Raw genomic sequence first — 24,144 nt, forward strand, 5'->3', positions numbered from 1 at the left:
GACAGGAGAGTAGAAATAATTCTATGTTTCTATGAGTCGTAATAGTCTTATTTTTGTAAAAAAGTTACTTACACCACTATATGAGGTTTTCTTTACTTCTAATATTCTTTTTATTTTCATATTCTGATGCACAATATTCTTCGATATGGTTTGATACGGATAATGAACTTCCACAGAATAGTATAAAGGATATTGTAAAAGATAAATATGGCTTTATATGGCTTTCTACAGATAATGGCATTGTGAAGTATGATGGCAATCAGTTTGTTATTGCTAAAAATCGCGATTTAACGAACTATTATTTTGGGATTTTCGTTGGGAATATTCAGCAGGATAGCATCTTAAATTACAACAGTCTGGATGATAATTCTACGCTTATCAACAAAAGAAAATTTACAGTAAATGATGCGCTAAAGACCCAAAGCACAACCTATAGAAAAGGAAAAAAGTATACTAATTTCTATTTGTTTTCAAAACATAGGCTCAATAAGGATGAAAACTATTTCATTAGATTGTCTTCTGGAACGTATTATTTTCATAAAGATGTTATTATTTACGAAAATAGTTCAAAGCAGGTAACCAGCATATCTTTACATTTTGATCTTGAATATCTCAAGAAAATGTTCGTTCATGATGATGTGCTTTTTCTTGTTAATTCTTCAGAGAAAAAAGTTTTAGTTTTTAATAAAGGGATTTTACAGTCTTTAAAATCGCATCCTTTATATACAGACCCTGAAAGCAAATTCTATTGGAATATGCTTAATAAACAGGTGTTTGTTGTTAATAAAGATAAAATCTATAAAAGCGATTATCACAATGGTCAGCTTAAAGCCTCAGAACTTATTTCTTATAAGAATTTTGGTCATTATTCTTTCTGTTCAATGTATTATGATAAAGAATACAACACTTTATATTTGGGAAGTTACAGCAGAGGTTTGAATGTTTTAAAGCTCAATAGTTTTCTGGTTTCCAGGAAAAATGATGCCTTTGATAGTAATATTTATTATGCTTCTCTTGCTTTTGACAATAATACAGTAATTACAGAAAAAGGAAATGTTCTTAATCAGAAATCCGAGGCACAGAATTATAACTTTCAAGAAGGGTACAAAGACAAAAGGTCTAGTATGATCTATGATAGTGCAGGGAATATTTTATTTGATAATGATGGAAAATTAGTCAGGAGATATAAAAATACAGGCTACAAAACATCAGAAACTTTCCATTTTAAATATGAGGTAAAAGATGTTTATAAAAGTCAGGATCTTTATATGTTGAGCATGGCAGATAAAAACAACAGTTATCTTGCCATTTTTAAGGATGAAAACTTTAAGAAGATCAAGAAGCTATTCAGGTTTAAAAATAACCTGAGCAATATTATTCATTATGATAAAACCCATTTGTTGGTAGGAAATAAGAATGGTCTTTTCATGATTTCTCTTGAAAACGATAAAATACAAATTATCAAGGGCAGCCAGAATATTCCAATTAAAACGATGACCAAAACATCGGATGGCCGTATCTGGATAACAACGATGTCTAAAGGATTATTTTTACTTAAAGGAAATCAGTTGATCGGGATGCCTATAGATCCTAATAAATTTATGCTGTCGGCCCATTGTATTCTTGAAGATAAAAATGGTGGAATGTGGATTTCTACCAATAATGGAGTGATAAAAGTAATGGAAAATCAGCTTATTCAGTATGCCGAAAACAAAAAAAATAAGGTGTATTATTATCGCTACACGAAGAAAGACGGATTTATTACCAATGAATTCAACGGAAGCTGTGTACCCTGCGGAAATATCCTAAAAAATGGATATTTTGTATTTCCATCTCTTGAAGGAATGGTTTTTTTTAAACCGGAAAATGTAAAAACCTATTACCCTGATCCCAAAACAATATATGTAGAAAGAGCCAAAGTAAATGGTATTGATATTCCTTTTAAAGATACTCTCAAAATATCTAATGAGTTTAAAAATGGAGAAATATTAATAGATTTCCCGTACTATGCCAATCGTGAGAACATTTATATAGAAACCAACCTCAGTAATAATAGCAATGACTGGAATAGGGTAGAGAACAGTAAGTTTGTGATAAATGATCTACAGCCCGGTGAATATGCTCTTAAGGTAAGAGTATTGATTTCTCCGAATGGTAATTTTTTTCATAAAACAATCAGTTTTATTATTGAACCTAAGTTTTACCAAACATTTTTATTTAGAGCTTCAATCATTATTTTATTTGTTTTGTTGATTTTATGGATCATCAATGTAAGAACAAGCCTTTTGAAATCGAAAAACAATGTATTAAAGAAAATTGTATTCGCAAAAGATGATAAGCTGAAAGAAGCATCTATTAATCTTGAAAAAACAAAAGAAATTCTTAAAAACGAAACCGAATATCAGAAGAAAATAATAGAAACTATAAGCCACGATATTGCGACTCCGATAAAGTACCTTTCAAATTTATCCAAGAATCTGTATGAAACGGATGATATAGATTTACAGAGAAAATATTTTGACAGCATTTATAAGTCTTCTGCAGAGCTTTATAAATTTACCTTGGGATTAAGAGAATATTCTAATCTGTACAGAGATGAAATAAAATCTGAAGATGAATACTATGATATTTTTGAATTGTTTGAAAGTAAAGTAAAGCTTTTCCGCGAAATGGCTCTTCTAAATAATACCAAAGTATATAATATTGCTGACCACAGTATAAAAATAAATGTCAACAAAAATGCTGTTTCTGTGATTGTCCACAATCTGCTTGATAACGCAGTAAAGAACACCCAAAACGGTAAGATAATTATTGATGCAGAATATGAAAATGAATCAGTGATCATCAAAATTTCAGATTCTGGACGCGGGATTTCTCAGGAACAGATAGATTATTACAGAAATATCGTCGAAAACCTCTATAATGAAGAAATTTCTTTGAAAAAATACGGTCTCGGCCTACATGTTGTATTGCATTTCGTAAGAAAAATCGGAGGCGGAATTACTTTCCAAAAGAATGACCCAAAAGGGACTCTGGTGGAAGTAACCATTTAAAACTAATACTATGAAAAATATACTCATTGCAGATGACCACTATGTCGTGAGAGCGGGTACAGCACTGCTGTTGGAATCAAAACTTCAATATCCTTGCATGATAGATTTTGCGGAAAATTATGCTGAAACCAGGGATAAAATCTCAAAGAAACAATATGATCTGGTAATCCTGGATATAGACATGCCCGACAGCATTTTTAAAGCCATGGTGAAGGAACTTAAAAAGAATCAGAAAAGTCTGAGGATCATGATGTTTTCTATTTATGATGAAAATGTAGGCATTCAGTATATTGAAGAAGGAGCGGAGGGATACCTCAACAAAGGGGCATCAGAACATGAGATCTTAAAAGCAGTAGTTTCAATATTTGAAGAGGGCTATTATTATCCTTCAAAAATGATGAGTAGGCTATTGTCACATACTAAAGACAGTAATACCGTAGAAAACCTTTCTAAAAGGGAATTTCAGATATTTAAGCTGTTGGCAGAAGGAAATGGAAATATTGAAATATCCAATATTCTGGATTTGAAGATGTCTACCATAAGCACCTACAAAAAGAAAATTTTCGAGAAACTAAAAGTAAAAAATGTCGTAGATCTTGTACGGATTTATGATGAAATGCATTAATAATCAACCAGTGAGTTACTTCACTGGTTTTTTATAGTATCAAATAGAGATATAAATATACTTATTGGGCAATCTTTAAAGAACTGAATTTTTGATGAATCTTTTCATCATAATACTTATAAAATCGTAGTATTTTGAGATTTTAAGCTGATCAGACTCTAATCACTATATTTTTTATTTTTATTTTCTCAAAATCTCATATCATAAAACAAAGTTTCATAAATTTACATTGCATGAGTTTAATGTAACAAAATATGAAAATAGGATATGCAAGGGTTTCGACCAAAGATCAAAATTTAGATTTAGATTTACAAATTGAAGCTCTTGAAAAAGCAGGCTGCGAAAAAATTTACCAGGAGAAAATTTCCGGTACAACAAAAAATCGTCCTGAGCTGGATAAAATGATCGAGCAGTTTAGGGAAGGTGATGAACTTTATGTTTGGCGATTGGATCGATTGGGAAGAAGTTTAAAAAACATCATTGATCTTGTCTTAAGTTTGAGTGACAAAGGAATTATAATAAAAGGTCTTGTAGATGGCGTAGATACTTCAACAATCAATGGTCGTCTATTTTTAAACCTTATGGCTTCTCTGGCTGAATATGAAAGGGAGTTGATAAGAGAAAGAACAAATGCCGGTTTGCAATCTGCGAGGGCAAGAGGAAGAACCGGAGGAAGGCCAAAAGGTTACACTGCGGAAACAATATCCAAACTGTTATTACTACGTTCTATATATAAAGATGTTACTAAACGTCCTGAAGATATTTATAAACCATTTGGATTGACGAGGGCAACATTTTACAGATACGCTAAAATTCTTGACAATCATACGGACGAAGAAATTAAAAAAATGGGAACTAACAAATAATATACTTTCATTAAAATACCATTACAGAAAACACAATTATTACTGTAATGGTATTTTTTATCTACTACACCATTGGTTTTATGCTTAACTTTAACTGGATACTAATTTAGTACATCTAGGTCATCATTTATCTAAACAAGAATGAGAACATTTAGCTTCGCTCATTCTTATTTTAAATATTAATATTTCAAAAATATTTAAGATTTACGCCATTGCTATTTAATTAGAAAATCTTTTTTCTAAATCTTTTTTTGCAATCTCAAAAGGAACATTTAATTTATCATCCACAATTGTACTATCATCCCATTTGAATTTTTTTATAAATTCAGGAGTAAAGTTAAAAAGTAGACAGTGAACAGTTTTTTCATCAATTGTACTTGAATCAAACTTCTTTAGCTCTAATATACATCGAAATATTAAAGCTTGCGTAATTAATATTCGCCAAAGGATGGGGTCTGTTTGTAGGATGAAATAGAAGGAAAATATCAGTAATTAAATTTATATCAGAAAGTTCACTTTTACTTAAATCGGTATCCACTTTCTTTTCAAACTCTTCAAAACTAATAATTCTTTCACTTTCATATTCCTTTATTATTAAAAACTGAATGGCTTTATCTAAAAGTCCCATGGGTGCTCCTTGTCTCCAATAAGTTTTGGAATCATTTTTAAGTAATACTTTCCAATTCTTATCATTGGGAAAATAATTTTCAGAGGTAATTTCTGCAAACTCAAAATCATCAGTGTAAGAAATATATATTTGCTTAGCTAATTTATAGTGAAGATCAATCGACTTATCAATACTTACATCAACAAGAGTTAATTTTCTTTGCATGATTTGATAGATAGCAATTGGAACCAACAGTTGATATATCGTGGATTTTGTATAATAGTTAAATTCAGATAACCAACCTTCTTCTTCTAAATCACCGTTTCTAGATGTCCTTGCTAGACTCTGAATTCTATGAAGTGTGTTATCCGAAGCTTCAATTAATTGAAACAATAAAGGTTCATATTCATGATATAAACGTTTTTTGCTTCATATTCATAATTTCTTCTAGCATCATTATTTGACTTTTTTTTCAGCTAAATCACTTCTTATATTTTCTATTTTTCTTTGTTGAATACTTGTCCAAATTAAGCTAATTATTGATACTACTCCTGCGACATATGCTGCTACAGATTGTGTTTGCTCCCATTGAATTTCTAAAAGTGAAAGTGTCATGATTATTCAGTTTATTATAAGTTATTTTTATTTATAATTTTAAGACATGGTATAAAAAACATGCAAGATCAAGTCTTCAACAAAAGGACTTTGAAAAAATAGAATACTCTAAACTATATCGAGATTTATTAGACTACGTTTTTGAAAATTATCCTCAAAATTTTCATGAGAGATAAAATAATGTACTGAAAAATAGTTATCTGCTAGAATATGGTTTCGAATGATAATCTAAATTAAGAGGCTGTCTCAAAAGTGCTCCCTTCCTCGGAATCCTGTTTGTATATAGGGTATTCTCAGAGCATTAGTTTACCTTTTTAGACAGCCTCTTTTTATTTCAAATACTTCTGTGATTACAATCCAACAATGTTAAAGCATTAGTTTAAAAAAATATATTCTCCAAAGTTTGTATTGTAACAAAAACTATTTACAAATGATTCAATGCCATTAAAAAGAAATTAATTTTGCTGTTTCTTTCTGATGTTTAAGGAAATTTCAAGTCATTAATTACTTAAGCTAATTGCTCTTTTTAATAAAAAAAATGCCAATTGTTGCGACTACTAATCCTTGAAAAGGCCCTAAATAGATACTGGAAGATTGAAGCCATTCAATCAAACCTTTGGAAGAAAACGGCCCAGATAGTAGAACCCCAAGCACTATTAGAAGATAAAAAATTGAAATTCCGAAAGCCAAATTAAAATAAAATTTCTCTATTTCTCTGTCTTTACTTTCAACACTCGAGTCTGTAACAAATACAGCAATGATGAGTGATAGAGTTGGGAGTAAATTTTGGGTAAGCCAGCCCCAAGCTTCAACAGTTTTATCTTCAAATTTTCCTCCAATAGTTTGAAGAAACATGATGATAAATAATATTGCTGCAGCAAAAAACCAAGGTTGAGACAATTTTCTTTTTGCGTTTTCAAATGATATTTTCATGGTGTAAGATTTTTTTTAATACCGGAAATTTTTAAATGGTCTGCTGGAACGGTCTGCTTTAAAAGTTTAGCTTCAGAATGTTCAGGTTTTTTTAATTGGTAAATTAAGACAGTAACCTTATGATTGGAAGTAAAAGGCTTGTCCCCTATTTGTTCTGGTAGATAAGTGCTTCCCTCCCTAATTAATTTTTCTGTGAGTGGTAGATTAATCTCGGTATCTGAGAAGTTTAATGGAGTATTTTTTATAATAAATACAAAAAATCTATAGTAACCAATCTCTGGCGCTAATAGTGCTTTAAAATATTCTGATAATGAGAAATTTTTATTTTTTATTATATCTGCTGAGCACGACACATATTTTCCATCATCATTTATCTGTTCTAGCTGTGTTACTAAAACAAAACCATTATTAGTATCGTAATAACTCGTACGATTGCAATTTTGGTTTCGTAAGGCTCTTAAAAGTCTTTTATTTACATCCTCAAATGTCCTATCATTCTGAAAGATATTTGTTGCTAATACCTCAAAACCTGAAGGATTTGGAGGGCTTTCGGGAAATTTCCTTAAATTATACTCTTCAGCTGGATTTCCTACGTTGGCGTTGGGTTTCGGACAGCCATTATAGTCGGGAGAACCTGGAACGGTAGGGCATGCATCGTCTTTATCAAGTACATTGTCACCGTCTGTATCCGGCCAAGGGCATCCATTGTTTTCAACAGGACCAAAAATTTCTGGACAAGCATCATCTATATCAATTATGCCGTCGTCATCAGTATCCGGCCAAGGGCAACCATTATTTTCAGCGGGACCTGGGCTTTCGGGACATTTATCATCTTTATCGGGGATGCCATCTCCATCTTTGTCTGGGCAACCTCGGAATTCTGGCAACCCGTTTTCTTCTGGGCAAAGATCATCAGAATTAGAAATGCCATCTCTATCATTATCTCTGACGAATATTTCCTTTACCCCACAACCTATCAATAATATAAAGCAGGTAAATATTAATAAGTAAAAGTTTTTCATGTTAAGATTATTAGTTCTGTGGATTAGATTTATATCATTTTTTGTGTATGCTTTTAGATACTAAGTATTTTTACTTTATAAGAATAAATTTATCCTTAAAAACCGCATTACAAGAAAAAATATATTTGATACTATAAGCTTGAGAATCTAAAAATGTAGCGAAATCTACGTTGAGTGTTTCGCCACATCTCAGAGTAAATTAATTATCTGCAACTCTGTATATTTTATTGGTTGCGCTACCTATCTTTCTTGCATTATCTTTAATGCATTCTTCGTATTTCTTCGCCACTTTTTTAAATGCATGAGACTCCAAGTGTAACTCATCAAACCAATCGTCTTTTGAGTCAGCAGTTCCTCGACAGTCTATATGAAAAACATTATCAAAGTATTTGGCTAAAGGAATCAGCATTTCATTGAATTCATAAATCATAAAATATATAATGGCGCGCTGTTCTTCAGGATTTGTAATTCCTTTAAGGTTAAGAGGAGCAAACAGCCAATTGCCGGTATTCTGTATTGAATTGATTGTTCGCTGTAAAGAAATAAACGCCCCATTTCGTTCTTTTGAAGGAATGGCAAAATCATAACCTTGGGTTATCATCAACATATTACGATAAGCGGGTTTCTTATTAATGTTAAAAAACATACTAAAATACTGAAGCATAGCTATATTCAAAAACTGTATAAACTCATCGGAAACAAACTGTGCCCCAAGATTAAATTTTTCACTATCAAAATTCAAGTCGTTTTTCCTTTTTTCAGTAATATTTTTATAGTATTTATCATTTAAGTCTCTTTTTTTTTCCAAAAAAGGAGAAATCACCATATTCCCAAGTCTGCCATCACCTACCAGATCATTTCCACCACCACTTACTAAAAATACATCGGGTGATAATCTCGGAAGTTCTTCAATATATCCGCCCTTATAAAACATATTACTCAGCCAGTCGCCACCTGCAGCCAGATTATATATTGCGTAATGATCATTCTCGCTCAGCCAGTCGATGATATCTTTCACAGGATCTTTTTTAATAAACAGAAAGCTCAATTTTGGCCATAAGAACCAAGAATCTCCCTCAGCCAGAATAATAAAATCGTCTTTTGTTTTTGAAAATCCGTCGCTTATCTTTTCGTCAAACATTCTATTTCTTCTTTCGGTATCTTCTCTGTTGAATTTACCTAGAGTGCCCTCATCTGAATCTGAATTATTAAGAATTTCGTTAAGGTCAAAAATTCTTTTCATAACCGATTCTAATAAATTAGGATTTTGATCTAGAAAAGCCACAAAAAACGAAAATACGTCATTAGGATTTAAAGCAGCACCGCTATAAACATAAGTTCCGTTTTCTTTAGAAATTTTACTCATGATTTCCACTACAAAATCATCATTTTCTTTAATTATTTTTAAGTCGGCTTCAATTTTAGGCTTGTCACTAAAATCAAACAAATAGTAGTTCCATTTAAAGTTTTTTACTTTGTTTAACAAAATTGCCTGAAGTATTTCTGTTGATTCCATAATGTATTTTTTAAAATTAATGGTGAATTAGTTTTTTAATGAGATTTTATTACTTATAATATTTTTTCAGAAATTGATAGGCATTATCGCCCATTATTCTGTCTACGATCTCTTCCGGATCTATCTTATTGATTGATTGCATAATTTGACTACTGCTATCCTGCATATAATTGAAAGCATGCTTCAATAGATAATCTGAAAGCACCGGATAATCTTCTGCGGTCCAAAAACCATTCAGAGGATCAATCATTCCGTCATAGTCGCTTCCAATAGTCTGAATGCCCCATGCGAAATAGCCATTAGAATCTAATAGTTCTGCGATATGCTGAATTTGTCGCCAAATTAAAAATGACGAATGAAATAACACTTTTCTTCTACTGAGACCGTGAGATTTTTTCAGTTCATAATCTCCGGCTGCAACAATTCGTCTTTCATCGAGTTGAATTCCAAACAGTCCATCAGTTTCTGCAACTTTCAGTATTTCATCATCATAAAAGTTGATATCATCCTGCAGAAACAAATGCTTATTTTTTTCGCTGCCTATCACAGCACCATGACTAATGATAATAGGAATCTTCTCATTTTTGTATTTTGTATCCAATAAGTTGAAATATTCCAAACGTGATTTACGGCTCATGTGTTTGATATCAATTAAAATTCTGTTGTTATCAGAATCATCTAACAATTTGTCTAAAACCTCCAATCTCAGTTTTGTAAACCCTTGGTTCATTCCATAACTTTGATCAGCTACCTTTTTCACTATTCCTGTGAGACTTTGAGCATGTCCGCATAATTCATTATAAAAATGGTGAGCAAATGTGATAAAAAACGGACGATGTTGCCAGTTTTTAACTTTGTCAACATTTCCTAACACATATTGATGGTCTGCAGGTTTATTTTGAGGATTGATGCCTGTGCCAAAAACATGGGCACCCTCAATCGTCATGATTACCGCAATTGAATTTGCCTTTAAATTGTCTGAGGTATCCTGATTCAGTATCAAATCTAAATCAGTAGAATCTTTGGCTATAGAATAACGGTATTGTGCGTTGTCTGCAAGTTTAATGATTTTGTTATCCAGCTGTTTTATAAAATCATATTCACCTTCTAAATCAGGAAAATAATCAGTTATTGATTGAATGTAATCGATTCTTTCTTTACCTAAAGAAGTAACAAAGTTTAACATCAAATCCTTTATTAATTCTGAATCTAATTTATTATCAAAAAAACCTCTCTCAATAGGATATAAGGATGCAAAAACGACTCCTGTGTTCCCAAAACCCATCGCCGAGAGATTACTTTGCCTGTACTTTACAATACCACCAATTAAATTAATTAGCTTTTCTAAAATATTTTGTGGATCATAACACCAGATTGATTTTTTGGAACGAGGGTTAATATCATTAATTTTATCCGGGAAACTTTTTCCATACGATTTGAATGATGGGTGACAATGAATGTCGGCAAAACGTCTCATAATTACAGTTTTTATATTAATAAATCATCAGAAATAACATATTCAATAATACTTCAGGACGAATTCCTAATTAGGATATCCAAGAACGATGGCATTAACACTTACTACAATCAAAATATCCAATCGACATCTTTATTTCGATTGGTTGCCCTTCACCGCACTTGATTTATAATCAAAATGGGAGATTTCAATATTTTGGTAAAAAGTTCTATATAATAATACAGCAGAATGCTAAGTAACTGTAAAGTACTTATGGATATAAATTTTCATAGTTATTCGTTTTTTCGTGATATAAATTTAAAAAAAATAATTAATATGTAATAATTAAAAAGCATATTAATTTATTGAAAACATCTTAAAAGTAGGGTAATATTGTTAATATTAAGATAATTTAACTTTGAATACTATCAATAATAGAATCAACATGAATTTGTAATTTAAGTGAGAGTAATTCAATAGAATCATAAAAAGTTTATAAATCCAACAATTAATTCAAAAGAAAAAAGTTCGATATAAACTAATAATCATTCATCAAAATAAAATTTTATATTAGTAGTATAAATGGCTTTGCAAATATCATATAGTTTGGATTGATTCAATGCGTAAAGCAAAATGTTATGTATAATTAATGAACTAAATATGGAAACTAAACTTTTAATTGGAGATAGATTTGAAGGAGTTTTGTTGGAAACTATTAAAGGGCAAAGTTCCACAAGACCTCGTGTTAGACCTTTGGAATATTTCGATAAAGATATTAGAGTTGAGTTTCCAAGACATTTAAGGGAGGACAATCCAATTGGCACAAGATTTAGAGCGGATGTGAAAGTATCTCAAAAGACCAAAAATGGACAACCTTTTGGAAATCCTTACCTTGTCGCAACCGATAGAAGTATTATTAAAATCGACGATTTTGTTCCCAAAAAAATCATTCAAGCAATTAAGTTGAATACAGCTAGCGATAGAACTTACGCTTACATTGAAAAAGAATTTAAAGAAGAACCGAATTTGATAAAGTTTGAGGACTTTAGAGAAAGAGCTTACAAAAATGCTATTGAAATTCCAGAAAAAACAGCAGAAAGTCTAACTTCTAATATTAAACGGTCGGATTTGATTAAAACTTATGCTCTATCTAGAGCTAGGGGTAAGTGCGAAGGCTGCGAAAGTGAAGCACCTTTTCTAAAAAGAAATGGACAACCCTATCTTGAAGTACATCATATAATTGAATTAAAAAAAGGTGGGAGTGATTCACCATTAAATGTGATTGCAACCTGTCCAAACTGTCATGCTAGAGTGACACATGGGCTTGATGGTATAGAATTTAATGAAATATTAAAAGCAAAAATACAAAAAATTGAAAATCAATTAAATCAATAACTTTACATAACAAAGGTTTGCAATAGTGGAGCGAAACTGTAAAGTTCAGCACTTGTTCCTCAGTTCAACTAGTGCATAATTAAAATACGTCGATTTTCTATATACTAATAATCTCAAAAAACGATTGAATTAATCAGTCCATATAAATGTAATGCTATTTACTGCATTCTTATAAATTTAAATATTGTATCAAATCTTCACAAACAACAATGGAGCAAATATTAGACATTCAAACATCAACTCAAAAAATTTACAAAGACAAAGCAATTTGGGTCGGGACATTTCTTGGGGGACCATTAGCTGCTGGTTATTTAATTGCTGAAAATTTCAAAGCATTTAATGATCCTACCAAAGTAAAAAAGACATGGATTTATGCAATTTTTGCCACAATTGTTGTATTTGGTGGTGTTTTTCTGATCCCAGACAATGTTAAAATCCCTAATCAAATCATTCCATTAATTTATACTGGAATTGCTTATTATCTGGTTCAACATTTTCAAGGGCAAAACATTTCGAAACATATAAGTTCAGGTGGGCAATTACATAGTTGGTGGCGGACAATTACAGTAGGTATTATTGGACTCTCAATTACTATAATACCAATTTTTGGTTTTGCGTTATTGGCAGATTCTACAACAAATGCTGATGTTGACATAAAAAAATATGGTATAATGAAGCACGAAATTGCATTTGACAAAAATAATATTTCAGAATCCGAAGTAAATAAAATTGCTGACGGCCTTACAAGGACAACATTCTTTGACGAAGCTGTTACAAAATATGTATATACAAAAAAAGTAAATGATGATTTTGAAATATCAATCTCTTGCGACAAATCGGTAACTAGCAATGCTGAGGCATTACAACCTTTAGTTCAGTTAAGGACTGAATTACAGGGTCTGTTTCCTAACAACAAAATAGTTTTTAATCTCGTGGTTGATAACCTTGATAATGTTATAAAGCGCATAGAATGAAAAGAATAGCAGCTTAATAGCAAATTTGCACTAGGCTAGATTAGGTACTTCGCAGACTGATTGGGATGGAACTTAGTATTCTGATAAAATAAAAATCTCACAAAACGATAGAGATTGTAAAGTTCATTATAGCCTATAATAATTTTGATTTTACAAAACTATTGTTAGAATCTAAGAGTATGGGAAATGGTAAGCATAAAATGAAGGGTATATAAATAGTTGCAAGTTCAGCAAGAATTCCTGCGTTAAACTGTATAATCCTGAAAAATTGACCATCCCATTCTGGCAAATTGATTAATTTGTAAATATTATGAAAACTCAAAACTTTCCTTTTTGATAATCATAAAAGAGACTGCCTAACTTTTGAGACAGTCTCTTGATTATTATAAAAGTTAAAGAAAGTTTATTAAATAGTAAACTATTGTTTTATTACTTTTTTTATTAGAATTTCTTTTCTATTTCCAATGTAAATTTTCAACAAATAAACTCCTTCTAATAATTCTTTTACATCTATACTTTTCTGTGGTTTATCAAAGGTCTTAACCAAGCCGCCAGATATACTATAAATTTCTATTTTTTCTATAGTCTTTGATGTTGAAAGGTATAATTTATCTAAAACAGGATTTGGATAAATAGTTACATCTCTATTTTCTTTGTTTAAATTATCAGTATTTAAAAAACTGGAGTTTTCAGAAAGTTGAAAATCACTAAAAGAATTGGCATTTACTATTTGTAAACTACTGGCTGTTTTATTTCCTATGGTAGGATAGCTCCAAACTGGAGCATTAAATTTACCACATATCAAATTATTCCAATTAGTAGAAGGATCCAAATCACTTGATAAGAAACTAAAAGTAGCATCATAATTTGTAAAAACAATTCCAAGATTATTTAATGTCCAATATCTATTTACTGACTTACCCGTATTCAAATTTGAATTTGAAATGGAAGGATGATCCACATCAACTGTATTTACGGTTAATGAACCAGATGTTACAACAGAGTTGAATGCCAAATTTACAGGGGCATAATTTGTAATTACAGCGTCTCCTATTTCAAAATTAGCCTTTACATGTGAACCAATAGGTATGGTCTTTTGAAGTTTACCAAAAATGTGTCCTGATGTGCGAGAAATACTACCATTTGCTCCTATTATAATTGTATTGTTTCCAGTGGTGATAACTCCAGATGCTAGGGTGAGTTCACCATTGATAGTTGCATTTACAGTTCCACTTAAATTGATTCCATTATTGTTTTTAAGAATTAAATTATTAAAAACACTGGTAGCATTACCTGCTAGGTTTTGAGCTGAAACTCCATCAAACGTAACCGCTCCTCCGCCAGCAATAAAATTTGCGTTGTTTGTCCAATTCCCACCAACATTCATATTGAATCCATTAGCGTCAAGACTTCCCCCATTAATATATACATTATTAACCGTAAAGTTATCATCAACAATTTGTGCTGTTGGATTATTATTGCTGTTAACAACCAAATTATATATTGGAGCCAAGCTGCTAATCCTAATAATTTGGTTAACCGGAGTAGTATCGTCTCCTATTTGAACTGTTCCTCCTGATACATTTCTTGTATTAGAGGATATTTTCATATCATAATTAGAATGGGAAGATCTTTTTGCGATTGTAATAAGGCCTCCGCTCATTGTAAAAGAAGTATTTGTATTCAGGTCAAAAGCAGCAGACCCTTGTGCTTTTAAATTTAATGTTCCTCCGCTTTGTGAGTATATTCCGGAAGAGGTTGGGCTATTAGGTAAAAACCTTCCCGTCATATTTAATGTTCCATTTTCTATGATTAGCCTTCCATTATTGAGATAGGTAATATTAGCATTTGCGTTGGTTCCCATATTTATAATACCTGCAGATATTCTAAGCAGACCTGCATTTAAGAACCAGTTAATGTTATCATAATTAATAATCCCTCCATTATTCCAAAGCCCTTTTAAACCGGATAAATTAGCTCCTGCAGCCGACGTAAAAGGCTTAATCGTAGATGCACTTGATAACTTAAATGTTCCGCTGGTAATATTGAGCGGATTGCTAGCGGCCTTAAGCTCAATCAGAGAAGTCGCTTCTAAAACTTTGTCTACACTTCCTTTTGTAAGCTTTAAGATGTAAAAATCGGTTTTTGAATTTCCTGATATTTCCTGATAAAAATTGGTATTTGCAAAATCTACAATTCCTATACCGCTATTAAATTGTCCATTATTGATCCAATCTCCTCCAACAGATAATGTAAAAGCCGAGTTATTATCCATACTAAGGCTTGCTCCTATATCAATCGTTATATTAAGACAAACAGCTCCAGCATTAGCAATAAGGGGTTGATTAGTAGGAGATGCAGGAATAACAACAGAATTATTCTCTGTCGGTACACTACCCAAATCCCAATTACCCGCATCAAACCAATCTGTAGAAACGTTCCCTGTCCAGTTGATTCCAATACAATTAAAATCACCAATTTCTTTCGTAATAGTTAAGCTCTTTTGCCCTTCCAGGGTTCCAGTAAGAGGACTAACAGTATAATATTCTTTAGCAGTTGTACTTTGTCCGGTTAACACGGCAGAGCTTCCATTAAAAGTAATATTAGAAGTAACTTCCTCCATGTATTTTGCTCCTAAACGGTATATCTTATAAGAAGTAACATCATTAAGCGGACTCCATTTAAGCGTCACCACATCGTTGCAAGCTTTAGTAATTTTCAAATTTTCAACTAATTGTCCAATATAATTGGTGCCGCTTTTAGAAATTAAATTTCCTTTTTTTATCCTAAATTTAATGGTATGAACCCCACTTACAAGTGGTGCTGTCCATGTATAATTGCGACTCGATGCATCATATCCTGTAGCAATCGTAACCCAAGCACTATTATCTAATTGGTATTCTAAGGTGAAAGTCTCAGCGTTTCCAGCACTATCCCATTTCAATTGATATTGCTCTTTACTATTCATACGATCCCCTTGTAAAGGGTACATCAATTTTACCTCATTTTTCAAAAACTCATAGGCAATAAAATAGGACTGGGGGCCAGATGGAACATTAAATCCCGAAACTTCTAGAGTCCAATTTCCAGAGGCGGGATTGTCTACAGTAACCTGTTCCATAGTATTGATATGATCTACACCTCGTACTGCAACAGCATTAAGCTTACCATCACTTGACGGCAGGCTTGCATCTAGTACCCAGGGATTGTAAGAATTATTATTAGGATCTTTTAAAACAATATTTAAATCATTTACAATAGCAGGGTTTGCGTTAATTGCAGCAGCAACATCCGGCCATACAATCATTGCCTTCACTTGGGTTGTATTAGGTGGAACAACGATAACATGCTGATTAGTCTGTTGATTCGAAATGCTAGAAGATAGGTATTGGTTATTGGTCATTGCATCATATGCCCTGCGTGCATTAATACGCCCAAAGCCCGTTTTAAAATCTGGTCCTTGATTTTCAATATCATCAGCCGTATTAAAAACAATAGCTCTAAGTAAAGAGGAAGCTGGAACAGCAGCTGAATGCTGATCTTTGTATACCTGAGCAAGCATCCCAAAAATACCTGTAGCTTTAGGGGCGGCTAGTGATGTCCCTTCGCTACCTTCTACAACTATTTGAGGAGCAATACGTCCATCATACATAGGTCCATTACTACTGCCTGTACTTTTAGCATCATTAACCAATAGTGAACCTACAGTCACCATATTTTTGTTCATCTTAGATGGTCCGGTAATATTGGCCCAGCTATTTATATTATAAGGAGCATATCCGGTTGATGTTCCGCTATTTCCTGCCGAGTACAAAACTAAGTGTTGAGGATAATTTGCCAGTAATAAATCATGATTACGAGCACGTGAATTATAGCCTCCGCTAACACTCCAGCCAAAAGAATGATTAGTATATAAGACTTGATGAGAATTAAATAAGCTTCCATAATTTTCATTACTACCAGTACTTACAATATTCGCTCCCCAAGCCTGGTTACGGTTAGAAGCATCCCAATTCCCAGCACCAGCCATTGATCTGAATACAATGGTTTTATGATGTGTAGGTTCTCCACTGTTTTCCTCAAGCACTATTCTGCCTTTAGCGTCTACTTCATCAATTAAAGTACCTCCTTCTCCTACAGCTAAGGTTACCCCAGATCCATTATAATTGAGCCCATTATATCCTGTATTTAAATAATTGGATCTAGCCGTGGTATTTCGGTAATCTTCTCCCTCCAAAACCGGATCAGTGGTTACAGCATTGATAAATTGTACAAATGGTAGAGCTACAAGTTCATTCAATCGATTGGGTTTAATACTTATATTGATTTGATTTACAGATTCATTTAAAGAGATAACCTTTATTCCTTTTTCTTTTAATTTCAAAGAAATATCTTTACCATCAATCCCTTGATAATAGCTGATAATAAGTTCGGCGCTGGCTTCTTTAATAGCATGTGTTGGAATTCCTTTAGAAAAAACAGATTCTTCCAATTTAAACCTATTATCTACATTAATCACTGATCTAATACTTGATTCAATTTGCTTTAAATCAAAAGTAGTATCAATTGCAGCAAAATAGGCATTACCTGGTAAGTAATCCATAAGCTTCAATCCTTGTTTTTCCCACTGTTTTCTAATTGTTTCGGTAGGAATACTATAAAATTGTAGTATTTTATAATATCTATTGTCAAAAGTATCTGCATTTACTATTTCCAATTCTTTTTTGGAGGAAATCTCTGGCGTAAACGCTCCTGTAGTAATACCTATTTGATAGTTAGTATTTTTTACCTGAGCATCTAAAGTCAAGAAAAAAAATAAAAGAAATAAGCAAAATAGGTTTTTAAAATTTCGAGGTCTCATCATATGTTTTATTTTTGTTTTTTGTGATAAAGTACTTTACATTCAGTTGTTTAGATTGATCAAAATAGTCTTTTTTGAAAATTATCTTTCTTGAAAATTTTTTATAAAAGAGATACCATTTTCTAAGCCTTCTGAATAAAAATACTAAAAAAAATATATACAACTGTTTTATTTTATTCTTCAATTACCTTTGTGAAAAACAGTGAAATTTTATCCTTAACGTGCTTTAAAGTCCATATCAAGCTGCCACATGATATAGGGATTTTATAGAAATCGACTAATTTTGATCAATGCAAACCGAAAATGGATGGTTAGTTTGAACTTAAAATTACATGAGTAATTTTAGGTTTCTTACAATAATACTCTTTGCATATCCAGATCCGGCTTTTCAATTTCCCAACAACAAAAAAGCTCCGGAAAATAATTCCGAAGCCTTTTTGCAATCAACTAAATAATATAATCTACTTTACAATAAGTCTTTTCACTTGACCTTCCGAAGTTTTTACCAAGTAAACTCCTGTAGAAAGTTTGGAAGTATCTATTGTTAAAGCATTTTTTTCTTTTCCGAGTAATTTTCCGGACATATCATACAGTTCATATCCTTGCGCTCTGTTGAAGTACAGTGTATTTCCTTTTGCAACAGGATTCGGGAATATATTGAAGGTAGAATTTTCAGATTTTATTTCATCTGTTCCCAACGTTGGAGAATTAGCCACTTCATACATTGATAAAGTTCCACTGATCTCATTGGCAATAATCACGTAGCCTTTTCCTGTGGTTGTGTTCTGAGGAGCGATGTAAGCGATTCCTTCCGGTCCGTTATCACCTCCGTAAGCAGAGGTAGATCGTGAATGTTTATAATCTGTAAACGTTGGGTTATTAGGATCTGTAATATTGTAAACCATAACACCTCCTGTTCTCTCCAACGTTATGAAAGCATAGGTTTGTCCGTTGATCGTTCCTAACGCTACACCTTCTGGCTCAGGACCTTTGGCGCGGCTTCTGCTCTTAACTACGTTTGATTCGTTATCAGCATTAAAGATCAAAGGATGATTGGCAGCAATATATCTTTCAAATTTATCGCCACTGTCATAAACAATCTGCTTTGTATCTGCATTGAAAATAGAGAAAGAACGTGCTCCCAATGCTGAAATCTCTTCAAAGTCTGCATCTCCGTCTGTATTTCCTGTTGCATTGGTTACTCTGAATCTTCCTAAATTATGAGAAGCTTTTAAAATGGAAGCGTTCGGAAAAATAGCAGGATCTAGTGTATAGGTATTGGCGCCAACGGTTGTTCTTTCACTGAACCCAGATAAGTCCTTTTCATCTCCCTCATTAGCCGTTACGATATAATTGGTATTTCCGATTTTAAAGTTTTGTACAGCATCAGGCGTATAATAGGTTTTTACGGGCCAGTTAGCAATTAAAATTTCACCATTATTATCAGAAGCATCAAAACCATTTCCGGGTAGGCTCATATCTTTTTTGCCTAATCCCCAAATGCTTGTTATGGTTTTTGTAGCTAAATTAACCTCCGCAATTCCATTGTTTTCCTGAAGTGTAACCCAAGCTTTTTGACTGTCAGCACTTACCGTAACGTATTCTGGTTCCAGATCTTGAGAAAGCGTATTATTCGTTCTTACTTTTCTTAATCCTGTTGCCGCTAAAGCCGCTACTTGAGAATCAAAGGCATTGAAATTTAGGGTTGTAACATTACTTTGGGTAAGGTTTCCTATTCCGCCAGAAATATCAATAATACTAATGGTTCCTTCCGGATCTATGGTGTAAGCATCATTAGGTTCACCTTCGTTAGCAGTAATAACTTTAGTTCCGTCCGGAGTGAAAGTAATCATATCCGGTAATGCACCAACGGTAACCTGCTTCATAAAGTTTCCATTAATATCAAAGAAAACTACGGAGCCGTTAAGTTGAGGATTAGCGTTAGGGGAAGAAACAGCAATGATTCCGTTTTTCACGGCAATACTTGTAATTCCTCCATAAGAAGCCATGTTCACTGTTTTAGTAACAACTGGAGTTGTTGGATTACTGAAATCAATAATATCAAAAACATCGGTTAATGAGCTGATCGTGAATAATTTTTGTGTTGTAGGATCATGAACTACAATTTCTGTAGAACTTGTACTGTTTCCCGAAGGATCAAAACTTCCGATATAGTTTAATTGAATCTGATGAGAAGGAACAGGAGCAGGTTTATCATTATCAATGATGTAAACAGTTGAAGAATTGTCACCTGAAATGGTGGCACCCACCGGATTTTCAAGACTTACGACAAAATACTCAGCGCTTTGCTCTTCCAACGTATCATCAATAATAGGAATGTTGACGGTATAGCTCGTTGTGGATGGAGTAATATTGATGGTTTGATTGGTTAACGTAAAATCATTGCTGTCTGCCGTACTGAAAGGCGCAGGCTTTACAACCAAGTTAACCGTTGAATTAGACGGATTGCTTACATTAATTTTAAATGCTAAGCTTCCTGCATTTTCATTGACTTTAATAAAGTTTTTATCTAAAGAAATTGAAGTTGATGCCGTGGTAAAAGTCGTAGCTGTAACAGTGGTAACTGCATTATCGCTGGTATCTTCTACCATATTGGGTTTTAAAGCCAAATAGTAAACTTGGTTGGGAACTAAACCAGCAGTTGGGATTACTGTGATTATGTTGTTGCTGAATGTTGTTGTAAAGGGAACTTGTGTGCCTGTAGCATTTCCAAGACGGAAATCTACAAGAGTTTGTGCATTAGAATCGTTGATCGCGGAATTGTCTATTAATCTTACATTTTCATTAAACGAAATGGTAGGATTTACAGTCGTGGAAGCATTATTTGTGTTGTTTGTTGGAAGATAAGCTACTGTGGGAGGAGTAGTGTCTGCGCCGCCTGTTGCAGCTGCATCTAAGGTGAAGTTATCAAAACGGTTGTTTCCAACGCTTCCTCCTGTACCTGCTGAAAATTCTACTTTTAATTTAAAATTCGGATTGTTTGCAACGCCTGAAATTGCAGAAAAATCGAAAGTAATTAATTGTGGATTGGCATCCTGTGGAGAAACGGTCTGATAAGGTTGAAAGGTTGTTCCGTTGGTTGAATAAGACCATGTTTGCGTTCCTGCTCCCGAACCGGATCTTCTGGTTGTGAATTTCACCACCACATTATTGTATCCTGTAGTTGGGAGATTGAATTGTAAGTTACCGTTAATTGGGAAATTGTATCTTAAATGAGTTCCTGAAACATCGCCATTTCTGGCATTCAGATTATCCGTATTGAAGTTTTGCCCGGTTCCTCCAGCGAAATCTACTTCTGTTGTTCCACTTGTTACTGCGGTAAGAGAACCGTTTAGTAATGTAGAAGTCGGAGTAGTGATTGTAGCTGCTGAAGCATTGTTGTTGAAATTCCAGTAATGAATAAGTGTCTGCCCAAAAAGCCCGCCCTGAAGAAAGAATGCGGCAATTACAGACCCTTTTAATAGGTAGTTGTTGACCATTTTTGCTTAATTAGATTTATACAAAAATGAACTTTATAGTCTGTAAAGGTTTTAATAGAATCTTAAGAAATGATTAACATTGCGTAATGAAACAATATAAAATAAAGTGCAACTGTTTTATTTGTTTTGTAAATCATAAATCCAAGAGAGGAAAAATTCAAAAGATGCAAAGTTTTGAGAAAATAATACGTTGCTTTTGCTATTCCGAAGAAATCTCAACAATTATATTTTAAAGCTAAGTTTAGATTTCTCCGGAATGAAAAACAATATTTTTATCTTTTATTTTTAATAATGATTAGCCATAATAACTAAGCTTGTTGAAGCTCTGCCATAACAGTCTGTAGGGTATTGATGCCCCAATGTTCAATATATTTGCCATTTTGAAGTCTTACAATATCAATGACATCAATTTTAATTTTTTTGTTGGTGGGCTGTATTCCCATCAATACGCCGGTATGGGTTCCAATAATTGCTTTTCTTGTTGTTACTTTATCGTTTTCTGCAATTTGATCGTAAATTTCCACTGTTAAATCTGCGAAAGCTGGCTTTAGAATGTTATTAAAAGTATTCCACATTCCGTCGGGACCATTAGCGTGAGCAGGTGCCGTTCGATTAATGAAATCTTTGTCCATTAGGGAATTAAACGTGTCTAAATCACATTCCTGAATTACTTTTTTGTTGAATAATTTTACAATTTCTTTGTTGTTTTCTAAAGTATCCATTATGATATGTTTTTTGTGTTATAAAATATTTGAATTCATGCTAAATTAGACAAATGATGAAGAAAGGTTTCAAAATTCATTTTTATTCATTAGAAAAATAAGTTTTGCTCTATTTTATGAAACTTTTAAATTGAACAGAGCTTACATTATAATACTTATTATTTACTTTTTCCACCATTCTGTAAAGTGTTGAAGGGTATCATTTGGATATACCACTTCGCCAATTTTTGGAGTTAAAACGGGAATTCCTTCTTTTTTTGCAAGCGTTGTTAATTCATTTAAAGGCGTATTCCAATCGTGTTTTGCCAGATTGAATTTTGAATTATGATATGGCAAGATTCTTTTGGCGTGTAGATCTTTAGAAGCCTGAATAATTTCGTTAGGTAAATTATGTACAAAATGCCAAGCTTTGTCGTATTGACCGTCTTCCATAATGGCTAAATCAATCTTTTTATATTTATTTCCGATTTGTTCAAAATGTTTGTCAAAACCTCCGTCGCCGCTTACAAAATAGTTTTTATCTTTAGATTGAATGACATAAGATGCCCACAACGTTTGGTTTTGGGTTAAGCCTCTTCCTGATTGATGTCTTGAAGGTTCTGCATTGAAAATCAGTTCACCATTAGGATCCTGATATTTTTCAAACCAATCCAACTCAATAATTTTATCTTTCGGATAGCCCCAATATTCAAAATCTTCACCAACGCCCAATCCGCAGATTACTTTTTTAACTTTAGGTTGTAAAGCTTTAATTGTTTTATAGTCCAGATGATCATAATGATCATGGGAGATGATGATATAATCTATCTCAGGAAGATCATTCACAGAGTATAGTGTTGTTCCTTTAAAAGCTGGAACAGACGACGGAATTGGTGAAGCATTATCACTGAAAATAGGATCTGTTAAAATATTTTTTCCATTAAGATGAAGCAGGGTAGAAGAATGTCCAAACCAAACGATATAATCCTGATCATTAGGTAAATTCTTCAAATCTGTTTTTACGGTTGGAATAAGATGATGAGGTACTGCATTTGGATTTTTATTGAATAAAGCCTCGTATATTTCGCCCCAGAAACTATGGCCATCTGTAATGGTTGGAGTATCAGAAAAATTATGAAATTCTCCGTTTTTGAAATGCGGTGACTTTTTTATTCTTTCTAAACGTTCTCCAGTCGGTAGTTTACCAAATTGTGGCTGTATATACATGAATCCTGAAATTGATGTCAAAATAAACAAGACAAAAATCACAATAAAGATTCTTTTCAGCATCTGCTTCATTTTGCTAAATTTTTAATATCCTGAATTTCTAAAACTGATGTTGAATATCCTTTTTGTACCGCATTAATCATTGCTTTTCCTACTTCATGTAACGTTAGAGATTTTGAAGGCAATACAATGGGGAAGAGCCATATTAAAGGTTTAAAGAACCATTTTACATGTACTTGTCCATCCACAGGTTTCATAAATCCGGGACGGAAGTTGTATGCATCTTTAAAGCCGAGCTTTTTCAAATCATTTTCTGTTTTTCCTTTTACTCTTGCCCACATAACCTTTCCGCTTTCTGTTTTATCGGTACTGGCTCCGGAAACATAATTGAAAACCATCTCTGGATTTAAGTTTAAAAGCACTTTTGCAAAATGTAAAGTTGTGTCATAAGTGATTTTTGTATAGTCTTCTTCACTCATTCCCACACTGCTGATTCCGGCGCAGAAAAAACAGGCATCATACCCTTTTAAATTTTCGTCATTTAAATCGATTGTTAAAAAGTCTGAAACAAGATATTCTTTTAGCTTGGCGTGTTTTTTTCCTGATGGTTTTCTGCTTACACTTAATACTTCGGAAATATTTGGATTTTCGAGGCATTCCAGTAAAACACCTTCGCCTACCATTCCTGTAGCGCCTGTAAGTATTATTTTAATAGGTTGTGAATTCATTATTGAAAGGGATTATATAGATTGAGGGTCAATGATCTTTCTTAAAGTTAAGATTTTATGTGATA

15 protein-coding genes and 1 pseudogene are annotated in these 24,144 nt (G+C 32.8%); 5 read left to right on the plus strand and 11 right to left on the minus strand.

The features are described from left to right. Positions 1 to 80: 80 nt before the first annotated feature. The 3 genes from BUB80_RS10310 (at position 81) to BUB80_RS10320 (ending at position 4,544) form a co-directional block, all read left to right on the plus strand. On the plus strand, positions 81 to 3,053 hold the full coding sequence (locus tag BUB80_RS10310) for a sensor histidine kinase (protein WP_073292847.1): 2,973 nt from the start codon (positions 81 to 83) through the stop codon (positions 3,051 to 3,053). Between the two features lie 10 nt (positions 3,054 to 3,063). Continuing rightward, positions 3,064 to 3,678, plus strand: coding sequence for a response regulator transcription factor (locus BUB80_RS10315; protein WP_073292848.1), 615 nt, complete (start codon positions 3,064 to 3,066; stop codon positions 3,676 to 3,678). A gap of 254 nt (positions 3,679 to 3,932) precedes the next feature. After that, positions 3,933 to 4,544: a recombinase family protein gene (locus BUB80_RS10320; RefSeq protein WP_073292849.1), complete on the plus strand. Its 612-nt coding sequence runs from the start codon at positions 3,933 to 3,935 to the stop codon at positions 4,542 to 4,544. Positions 4,545 to 4,926: 382 nt separating this feature from the next. On the opposite strand, the gene BUB80_RS10325 is transcribed toward BUB80_RS10320, so the two are convergent. From BUB80_RS10325 to BUB80_RS10345, 6 genes and pseudogenes are all read right to left on the minus strand, one after another. Further along, the gene (locus BUB80_RS10325) at positions 4,927 to 5,544 is read right to left on the minus strand and encodes a hypothetical protein (protein ID WP_073292850.1); all 618 of its coding nucleotides are present in this window, start codon (positions 5,542 to 5,544) and stop codon (positions 4,927 to 4,929) included. Between the two features lie 63 nt (positions 5,545 to 5,607). Next, positions 5,608 to 5,766, minus strand: a complete 159-nt coding sequence (locus BUB80_RS23620; RefSeq protein WP_175549596.1) for a hypothetical protein — start codon at positions 5,764 to 5,766, stop codon at positions 5,608 to 5,610. 513 nt (positions 5,767 to 6,279) lie between these two features. Beyond that, positions 6,280 to 6,699 carry a hypothetical protein gene (locus BUB80_RS10330; protein ID WP_073292851.1) on the minus strand — a complete coding sequence of 140 codons (420 nt, stop codon included), beginning with the start codon at positions 6,697 to 6,699 and terminating at the stop codon, positions 6,280 to 6,282. Positions 6,700 to 7,301: 602 nt separating this feature from the next. After that, positions 7,302 to 7,646 (minus strand): annotated as a pseudogene (locus tag BUB80_RS23820) (thrombospondin type 3 repeat-containing protein); the annotation flags it as partial. A gap of 274 nt (positions 7,647 to 7,920) precedes the next feature. Further along, the gene (locus tag BUB80_RS10340; RefSeq protein ID WP_073292852.1) at positions 7,921 to 9,237 is read right to left on the minus strand and encodes an SGNH/GDSL hydrolase family protein; all 1,317 of its coding nucleotides are present in this window, start codon (positions 9,235 to 9,237) and stop codon (positions 7,921 to 7,923) included. A gap of 49 nt (positions 9,238 to 9,286) precedes the next feature. After that, a complete protein-coding gene (locus BUB80_RS10345; RefSeq protein WP_073292853.1) occupies positions 9,287 to 10,714 on the minus strand; it encodes a membrane dipeptidase in 1,428 nt (475 codons plus the stop codon). A 639-nt stretch (positions 10,715 to 11,353) separates the two neighbouring features. Between BUB80_RS10345 and BUB80_RS10350 the strand changes: the two genes are divergently transcribed. Further along, complete coding sequence (locus tag BUB80_RS10350; protein ID WP_175549597.1) at positions 11,354 to 12,088, plus strand: HNH endonuclease; 735 nt, start codon at positions 11,354 to 11,356, stop codon at positions 12,086 to 12,088. 209 nt (positions 12,089 to 12,297) lie between these two features. Beyond that, positions 12,298 to 13,062: a hypothetical protein gene (locus BUB80_RS10355; protein ID WP_073292855.1), complete on the plus strand. Its 765-nt coding sequence runs from the start codon at positions 12,298 to 12,300 to the stop codon at positions 13,060 to 13,062. A gap of 418 nt (positions 13,063 to 13,480) precedes the next feature. Here the strand turns inward: BUB80_RS10355 and BUB80_RS10360 are convergent, their stop codons facing one another. The 5 genes from BUB80_RS10360 to BUB80_RS10380 all read right to left on the minus strand — a co-directional run bounded on the left by BUB80_RS10360 (position 13,481) and on the right by BUB80_RS10380 (position 24,079). After that, entirely contained in the window at positions 13,481 to 17,926 is a 4,446-nt protein-coding gene (locus tag BUB80_RS10360; protein ID WP_083547137.1) for a S8 family peptidase, read from the minus strand. Between the two features lie 458 nt (positions 17,927 to 18,384). After that, positions 18,385 to 21,423: a choice-of-anchor I family protein gene (locus BUB80_RS10365; protein ID WP_073292857.1), complete on the minus strand. Its 3,039-nt coding sequence runs from the start codon at positions 21,421 to 21,423 to the stop codon at positions 18,385 to 18,387. A 308-nt stretch (positions 21,424 to 21,731) separates the two neighbouring features. Next, positions 21,732 to 22,145 carry an ester cyclase gene (locus BUB80_RS10370; protein ID WP_073292858.1) on the minus strand — a complete coding sequence of 138 codons (414 nt, stop codon included), beginning with the start codon at positions 22,143 to 22,145 and terminating at the stop codon, positions 21,732 to 21,734. Between the two features lie 162 nt (positions 22,146 to 22,307). Next, positions 22,308 to 23,414, minus strand: coding sequence for an MBL fold metallo-hydrolase (locus BUB80_RS10375; RefSeq protein WP_139262648.1), 1,107 nt, complete (start codon positions 23,412 to 23,414; stop codon positions 22,308 to 22,310). Positions 23,415 to 23,419: 5 nt separating this feature from the next. Continuing rightward, entirely contained in the window at positions 23,420 to 24,079 is a 660-nt protein-coding gene (locus BUB80_RS10380; protein WP_073292860.1) for an NAD-dependent epimerase/dehydratase family protein, read from the minus strand. Between the last annotated feature and the right edge of the window lie 65 nt (positions 24,080 to 24,144).

It is taken from the genome of Chryseobacterium polytrichastri, from assembly GCF_900142445.1.
In the GTDB taxonomy this organism is placed as follows: Bacteria; Bacteroidota; Bacteroidia; order Flavobacteriales; family Weeksellaceae; genus Chryseobacterium; species Chryseobacterium polytrichastri.